At 70.3% G+C, this 6,281-nt stretch carries 6 protein-coding genes; all 6 read left to right on the top strand.

The window, feature by feature from the left end; translation table 11 throughout:
- The first annotated feature begins 63 nt into the window (after positions 1 to 63).
- The 6 genes from VGN50_RS04240 to VGN50_RS04215 are packed head-to-tail and all read left to right on the top strand — an operon-like array spanning position 64 to position 6,269.
- Positions 64 to 1,368 carry a nucleotide sugar dehydrogenase gene (locus VGN50_RS04240; RefSeq protein WP_327443413.1) on the top strand — a complete coding sequence of 435 codons (1,305 nt, stop codon included), beginning with the start codon at positions 64 to 66 and terminating at the stop codon, positions 1,366 to 1,368.
- Between the two features lie 2 nt (positions 1,369 to 1,370).
- Positions 1,371 to 1,976, top strand: coding sequence for an acyltransferase (locus VGN50_RS04235; protein ID WP_327443414.1), 606 nt, complete (start codon positions 1,371 to 1,373; stop codon positions 1,974 to 1,976).
- Positions 1,973 to 3,061 (top strand): DegT/DnrJ/EryC1/StrS family aminotransferase, encoded by a 1,089-nt coding sequence (locus VGN50_RS04230; RefSeq protein ID WP_327443412.1) that lies wholly within the window; start codon positions 1,973 to 1,975, stop codon positions 3,059 to 3,061. The genes VGN50_RS04235 and VGN50_RS04230 overlap by 4 nt, the downstream gene beginning before the upstream one ends.
- 1 nt (position 3,062) lies before the next feature.
- The gene (locus tag VGN50_RS04225) at positions 3,063 to 4,085 is read left to right on the top strand and encodes a Gfo/Idh/MocA family oxidoreductase (protein ID WP_327443410.1); all 1,023 of its coding nucleotides are present in this window, start codon (positions 3,063 to 3,065) and stop codon (positions 4,083 to 4,085) included.
- A gap of 9 nt (positions 4,086 to 4,094) precedes the next feature.
- On the top strand, positions 4,095 to 4,760 hold the full coding sequence (locus VGN50_RS04220; protein ID WP_327443408.1) for a class I SAM-dependent methyltransferase: 666 nt from the start codon (positions 4,095 to 4,097) through the stop codon (positions 4,758 to 4,760).
- 3 nt (positions 4,761 to 4,763) lie between these two features.
- Positions 4,764 to 6,269 (top strand): lipopolysaccharide biosynthesis protein, encoded by a 1,506-nt coding sequence (locus tag VGN50_RS04215; protein WP_327443407.1) that lies wholly within the window; start codon positions 4,764 to 4,766, stop codon positions 6,267 to 6,269.
- The last annotated feature ends 12 nt before the right edge of the window (positions 6,270 to 6,281 follow it).

The raw sequence follows: 6,281 nt of genomic DNA, 5'->3' as shown, positions 1-6,281 counted from the left end.
CGGCGCGGCGCACGGCCGCCGAGGCCTTAGGATCGTCCGCGAGCCCGAGACCGAAGGAGCGTTGTGAAGATCACCGTAGTGGGGCTGGGCAAGATCGGACTGCCCCTGGCCGTCCAGTTCGCCAGGTCCGGGCACCAGGTCTTCGGGGCCGACGTCAACGAGCGCCTCGTGGACGTCGTGAACAGCGGTGTCGAGCCGTTCCCGGGTGAGGCCAACCTCGCGGAGTACCTCAAGGAGGTCGTCTCCAGCGGAGATCTTCGAGCGACCACCGACACGACCGCCGCGGTCGCCGACAGCGACGCGGTCGTCGTCGTGGTCCCGCTGTTCGTCGATGACGAGGCTCGGCCCGACTTCGGCTGGATGGACTCCGCGACGAAGGACATCGCCCGGGGGCTGAAGCGCGGCACGCTGGTGAGCTTCGAGACGACGCTGCCGGTCGGCACGACCCGCACTCGCTGGAAGCCCATGCTCGAGGAGGTGTCCGGGCTCGCCGAGGGCACCGACTTCCACCTCGTGTTCTCACCCGAGCGGGTGCTCACCGGACGCGTGTTCGCGGACCTGCGCAAGTACCCGAAGCTGGTGGGCGGGCTGTCCCAGGCCGGCGCCGCCGCAGCGCAGGAGTTCTACGAGTCGGTTCTCCAGTTCGACGAGCGGCCCGACCTGCAGCGCCCGAACGGCGTGTGGGACCTCGGCAGCGCCGAGGCCGCCGAGATGGCCAAGCTGGCGGAGACCACCTACCGCGACGTGAACATCGCCCTCGCCAACCAGTTCGGCGCGTTCGCGGCCTCGCACGGCATCGACGTCTACCAGGTCATCGAGGCCAGCAACTCCCAGCCCTACAGCCACATCCACCGCCCGGGCATTGCCGTGGGCGGCCACTGCATCCCGGTCTACCCGCGCCTCTACCTGTGGAACGACCCGGATGCCACGGTCGTGCGCGCAGCCCGCGAGGCCAACGCCGCCATGCCGGCATACTCGGTCGGGCTGGCCGCCGAGGCGGCCGGAGGCAGCCTCGAGGGGCTGACCGTCGCCGTGCTCGGCGCGTCCTATCGCGGCGGGGTCAAGGAGACAGCGTTCTCCGGCGTCTTCGCCACGGTCGCGGAGCTCGAGCGGGCCGGGGCCCGCGTCGTGGTCCACGACCCCATGTTCACCGATGCCGAGCTGCGCGACCTCGGGTGGGAGCCCTATGCGCTGGGTGGCCCCGTGGATGTCGTCGTGGTGCAGGCGGACCACTCCGAGTACCGCTCCCTGTCCGCGACCGACTTCCCCGGGGTGCGAGCGGTCGTCGACGGCCGCCGGACCCTCGACCGCACGCAGTTCCCCGGCGTCCGCTTCCTGGTCGTCGGCCAGGCCGAGCAGAGGGCATGAGCATGGCGACTCGCATCGTCGACTCGGCCGATGTGGCCGAGAGCGCCCAGATCGGCGACGGCTCCTCCGTATGGCACCTCGCCCAGGTGCGCGAGGACGCCGTCCTCGGTGAGAACTGCATCGTCGGGCGTGGCGCCTACGTCGGCACCGGGGTCCGCATGGGCGACAACTGCAAGCTGCAGAACTACGCCCTGGTCTACGAGCCGGCCGTGCTCGAGGACGGCGTCTTCGTCGGCCCGGCCGTGGTGTTCACCAACGACCACTACCCACGAGCGGTCGCGCCCGACGGGACGATCAAGCGCGGCGACGACTGGGAGGCCGTCGGTGTCACCTGCCGCACGGGTGCCTCGATCGGGGCCCGTGCAGTCTGTGTCGCTCCGGTGACCATCGGTCGGTGGGCGCTGGTGGCCGCAGGATCGGTGGTCATCGCGGACGTGCCCGACTTCGCCCTGGTCGCGGGGGTCCCCGCCCGACGGATCCGCTGGGTGGGGCGAGCGGGTGTGCCACTGGAACGCGACCGAGATGCCGACGGCGCCTGGGTCTGCCCGGCCACGGGTGAGAAGTACATCGAGAACGACGACCGCCTGACGGAGGCTGCACATTCATGAGTGAGTTCATCCCCCCTGCCAAGCCGCTGATCGGCGACGAGGAGCGCGAGGCGGTGGACCGGGTGCTGCGCAGCGGCATGCTGGCCCAGGGCCCCGAGGTCAAGGCCTTCGAGGAGGAGTTCTCGGAGCACTTCGGGCTCGGGCGGGCCTGTGTCGCCGTCAACTCGGGCACCTCCGGCCAGCACCTGGGTCTGCTCTCGAGCGGCGTCAAGGCGGGTGACGAGGTCATCGTCCCGTCCTTCACCTTCGCGGCGACCGCCAACTCGGTGGCGCTCACCGGTGCCACGCCCGTGTTCGCGGACATCAGTGCCGACGACTTCTGCCTCGACCCCGCTGCCGTCGAGGCCTCGATCACCGAGCGCACCGTCGGCTTCATGCCCGTCCACCTCTACGGCCACCCGGCCAAGATGGACCAGCTCATGGCCATCGCCGACAAGCACGGCCTGCAGGTCTTCGAGGACGCGGCCCAGGCGCACGGCGCCTCGCTCAACGGCACCCCGGTGGGCGCGTTCGGCTCCTTCGCGATGTTCTCGCTGTACCCGACGAAGAACATGACCTCGGGCGAGGGCGGCATGGTGAGTGTCGCCAACGACGAGATCGAGCGGCTGATGCGGCTGTACCGCAACCAGGGAATGCAGCAGCAGTACCACAACGAGGTCGTCGGCTTCAACACGCGCATGACCGACATCCACGCGGCTATCGGCCGGGTGCAGCTGACCAAGGTCGACGCCTGGACCAAGCGCCGCCAGGAGAACGCCGCCTTCCTGACCGAGAACCTCGTCGGCGTCACCACGCCGCCGGTGGCGGACGGTGCCGTGCACGTCTACCACCAGTACACGATCCGGGTGGCTGAGGACCGCGACGGTCTGGCCAAGGCCCTCAAGGACGAGTACAACGTGGGGTCCGGCATGTTCTACCCCGTGCCCAACCACCGGCTGGCGCCCTTCCAGGTCGATGTCGAGCTGCCCGAGACCGAGAAGGCCGCGCGCGAGTGTCTCTCCCTCCCGGTCCACCCGTCGCTGTCCCAGGACGACCTCGAGCGCATCGTCACCGCGGTCAACACGCTGGCCAAGGCAGGTGCCTGAGATGGCGAACCTGCGCGCCGGTCTTATCGGCCTCGGCATGATGGGACGTCACCACGCCCGAGTGCTGGCGTCGCTCGACGGCGTCGACCTGGTCGCCGTCGCCGATGCCGGCGGCGACCCGCACCGGGTGGCGGGTGGCCGCCCCATCCATGCCACCGTCGAGGAGCTCATCGCCGAGAAGCTCGACTACTGCATGGTCGCCGTGCCGACCGCGCTTCACGAGGAGATCGGTGTCGCACTGGCCGAGGCCGGGGTGCACACCATGATCGAGAAACCGCTGGCCCAGGACACCCCCTCCGCGGAGCGGCTGGCCAAGGCGTTCAGTGACGCGGGTCTGGTCGGAGCCGTCGGCCATATCGAGCGATACAACCCCGCCCTCCAGCAGGCCCGGGCGCGGCTCGAGGCCGGTGAGCTCGGCGATGTCTACCAGGTCGCGACGCGACGGCAGGGCCCGTTCCCCTCGCGCATCGCCGATGTGGGCGTCGTCAAGGACCTCGGCACGCACGACATCGACCTCACCGCATGGGTCACCCAGCAGCGCTTCGTCTCGGTCTCCGCGCGCACGGCATACAAGTCGGGTCGGGAGCACGAGGACCTCGTGGCCGTCGTCGGCCAGCTCTCCGGCGGAACGGTCACCAACCACCTCGTGAACTGGCTGTCGCCGCTCAAGGAGCGCGTCACCGTCATCACCGGTGAGAAGGGCGCCTTCGTCGCCGACACCCTGACCGCCGACCTGACCTACTACGCCAATGGCCTGGAGCAGCACACCTGGAGCGAGATCGCGAACTTCCGCGGCGTCTCCGAGGGCGACGTGATCCGCTACGCGATCGCCAAGCCCGAGCCGTTGCGCGTCGAGCACGAGAACTTCCGTGACGCGGTGCTCGGTCAGCAAGCCGACATCGTCACGATGGAGCAGGGGCTGACGACGGTGCGGGTGGCCGAGGCCTGCATCGAGTCCGCGCAGAGCGGGTCGACGGTCGAGGTGCCCGCGCGGGGGCACGATGCCGGCCTGGTCGTGAGATAGCGTTCCCGGATGGCACTCAAGCAGGTACTCGTCAAGGCAGCCACCACCCGCGCAGGTGTGCGGCTCCGCCACCTCACCTTCAAGGGCAGCGGCCGCTACTGGGAGGACCGCTACGCCGCGGGCGGCACCTCCGGCCCCGGATCCTACGGACCCTCGGCCCAGTGGAAGGCCGACATGGTCAACGCGTGGGTCCGCGAGCTCGGCATGACGTCCGTCGTGGACTTCGGGTGCGGTGACGGCAACCAGCTCTCGCTGGCCGACTACCCCCGCTACCTGGGGCTCGACCGCTCGGGCACCGCCGTTCGGCACTGCATCGAGCGCTTCAGCGGTGACCCGACCAAGAGCTTCCTCAAGTTCGAGCCCGGCGAGCTGGCCGACCCCGCAGGGTGGTTGCGCGGTGACATGGCCCTGTCCATGGAGGTGATCTTCCACCTGGTCGAGGACGACATCTTCGAGGACTACATGCGCCGCCTGTTCGCCGGGGCCGAGCGCTTCGTCGTCATCTGCAGCAACGACACCTCCGGGGACGAGCTCGTGCCACACGAACGCCACCGCTCCTTCACGGCATGGGTCGCTCGGGAGTGCCCCGGCTGGAAGCTGGAGCGCAAGGTCGACCCGCCCGCAGAGACCGGACTGATGTCTTCGCTGTACCTTTACGTCCCCACCACGGCATAGCGGGTGGCACTGGCTCTCTCGTGGCGCGAGGTGATCCGCCCGGTTCGCCTCGATGCCCACGCGGGCTCCTCGATGGCGTCGCGGGGGGTCCTGAGCATGGTCGGTCTGGCCGCCCAGGGCGTCCTTCGGCTCGTCTCGCCTCTCCTGGTCGGACGCTTCGGCGGCCCCAGCCTGCTGGGAGTGGTGCAGACCGCTATCGCCGTGGCAACCTTCCTCTGCCTGGTCTGGCCCACGACCACCGGGAGCGCGGCCTCGAAGTTCCTCGCCCGCGCGCGGGGGGCCGGCCGTCATGACGAGTCGCTGTCGGTAGCAGCCCACCTGCGGCGCCGAACGACTCAGGCCACGCTGGTCCTCGGCCTGGCCGCCGTGCCGATCTGGGTCGTGGGGCTCAAGGGTGACCTGGTCGGAGGCCTGTGTGTCGCGGCCCTGGTCGTCGGTTACGGCGGCTACAACTTCGCGCGCGGGCTGCAGTTCGGTATCGGCCAGGTGGGCCGGGCCACGGTGTGGGACGTCGTCATCATGGTGGCCGGTCTGGTCACCCTCCTTCTGTCGCTGCTCGCCGGCGTACGCGGTCCGATGCTCGTGCTGCCCATGGCTGCCGCCTACCTCGTCTACACCCTCGCCGGGTGGCCGTGGAGCCACGGCGAACGGCCCAGTGCACCGCTGCGGCGCGAGCTCGACGGGTTCGTCGCGCTTGGGGTGGCCGGGACCACCGCCAGCGCCGGCTTCCTCCAGCTGTCCATGGTGGTGGCCAAGCTCGTCGGGTCCCCGGAACAGGCCGGACAGTATGCCGCGGCCCTCACGCTCGCGACTCCCGCCTCCCTGCTGGCCGGCTCGCTGAGCCTGGTGCTCTTCCCGACCATGGCGGAGGCCTGGGGACGGGGTGATGTGGAGGCGTTCCGCTGGCAGACCGACCGCGCCACCCGTCTTCTCGTCGTGGTGATGGTGGCCGTGTTCGGGTCGCTGGCCCTCTGCAGCCGGCTCATCGTGGCCGTCCTCTGGGGAGGGCGCTACGCAGAGGCGGGCCGGTTGCTGCCCGTCCTGTTGTTCGCCGTGCTGCCCACGACCTTGGCCATGGCGAGCGTCAACTCGCTGTCCACCCGCTCCCAGCGGGGCATGGCGGCCACGAGCGTGGCGAGCATGTCCGGGCTGGCCGTGGGAGCGGCGGCCTGGGCGCTGTTCGCGACCCGCTGGGGCGAGACCGGCGTGGCTGTCGGCTACCTGGCCGGCACGCTCGTGATCTCGGGCCTGCCGATCGGCCTCGTCTGGCGACGCGACGGGCACCACTGGGGCGCGCTCCTCGGCCGCCTTGCCCTGGGCGTGCTCCTGGCCGTTGCGCTCATCGCAGGTCGGGACGCCCTCGACCTCGGACCCTGGCTCGACCTTCTCTGGGCCACCGTGTTCGTGCTGGCCTGGCTCGCCTTCGTGCACCGCGACGCCAAGGTGGTGCTGCGTCTCCTCAGCCCGCTGCTGGGCCGCGGTCGGCCGGGTGCCCGGCCCGCCGCCTGACATACTGGCTCG

Source organism: Pedococcus sp. (assembly GCF_036000045.1).
In the GTDB taxonomy this organism is placed as follows: domain Bacteria; phylum Actinomycetota; class Actinomycetes; order Actinomycetales; family Dermatophilaceae; genus Pedococcus.
Note: the sequence above shows the minus strand (reverse complement) of the source record. Positions and strands in the feature narration are given on the sequence as shown.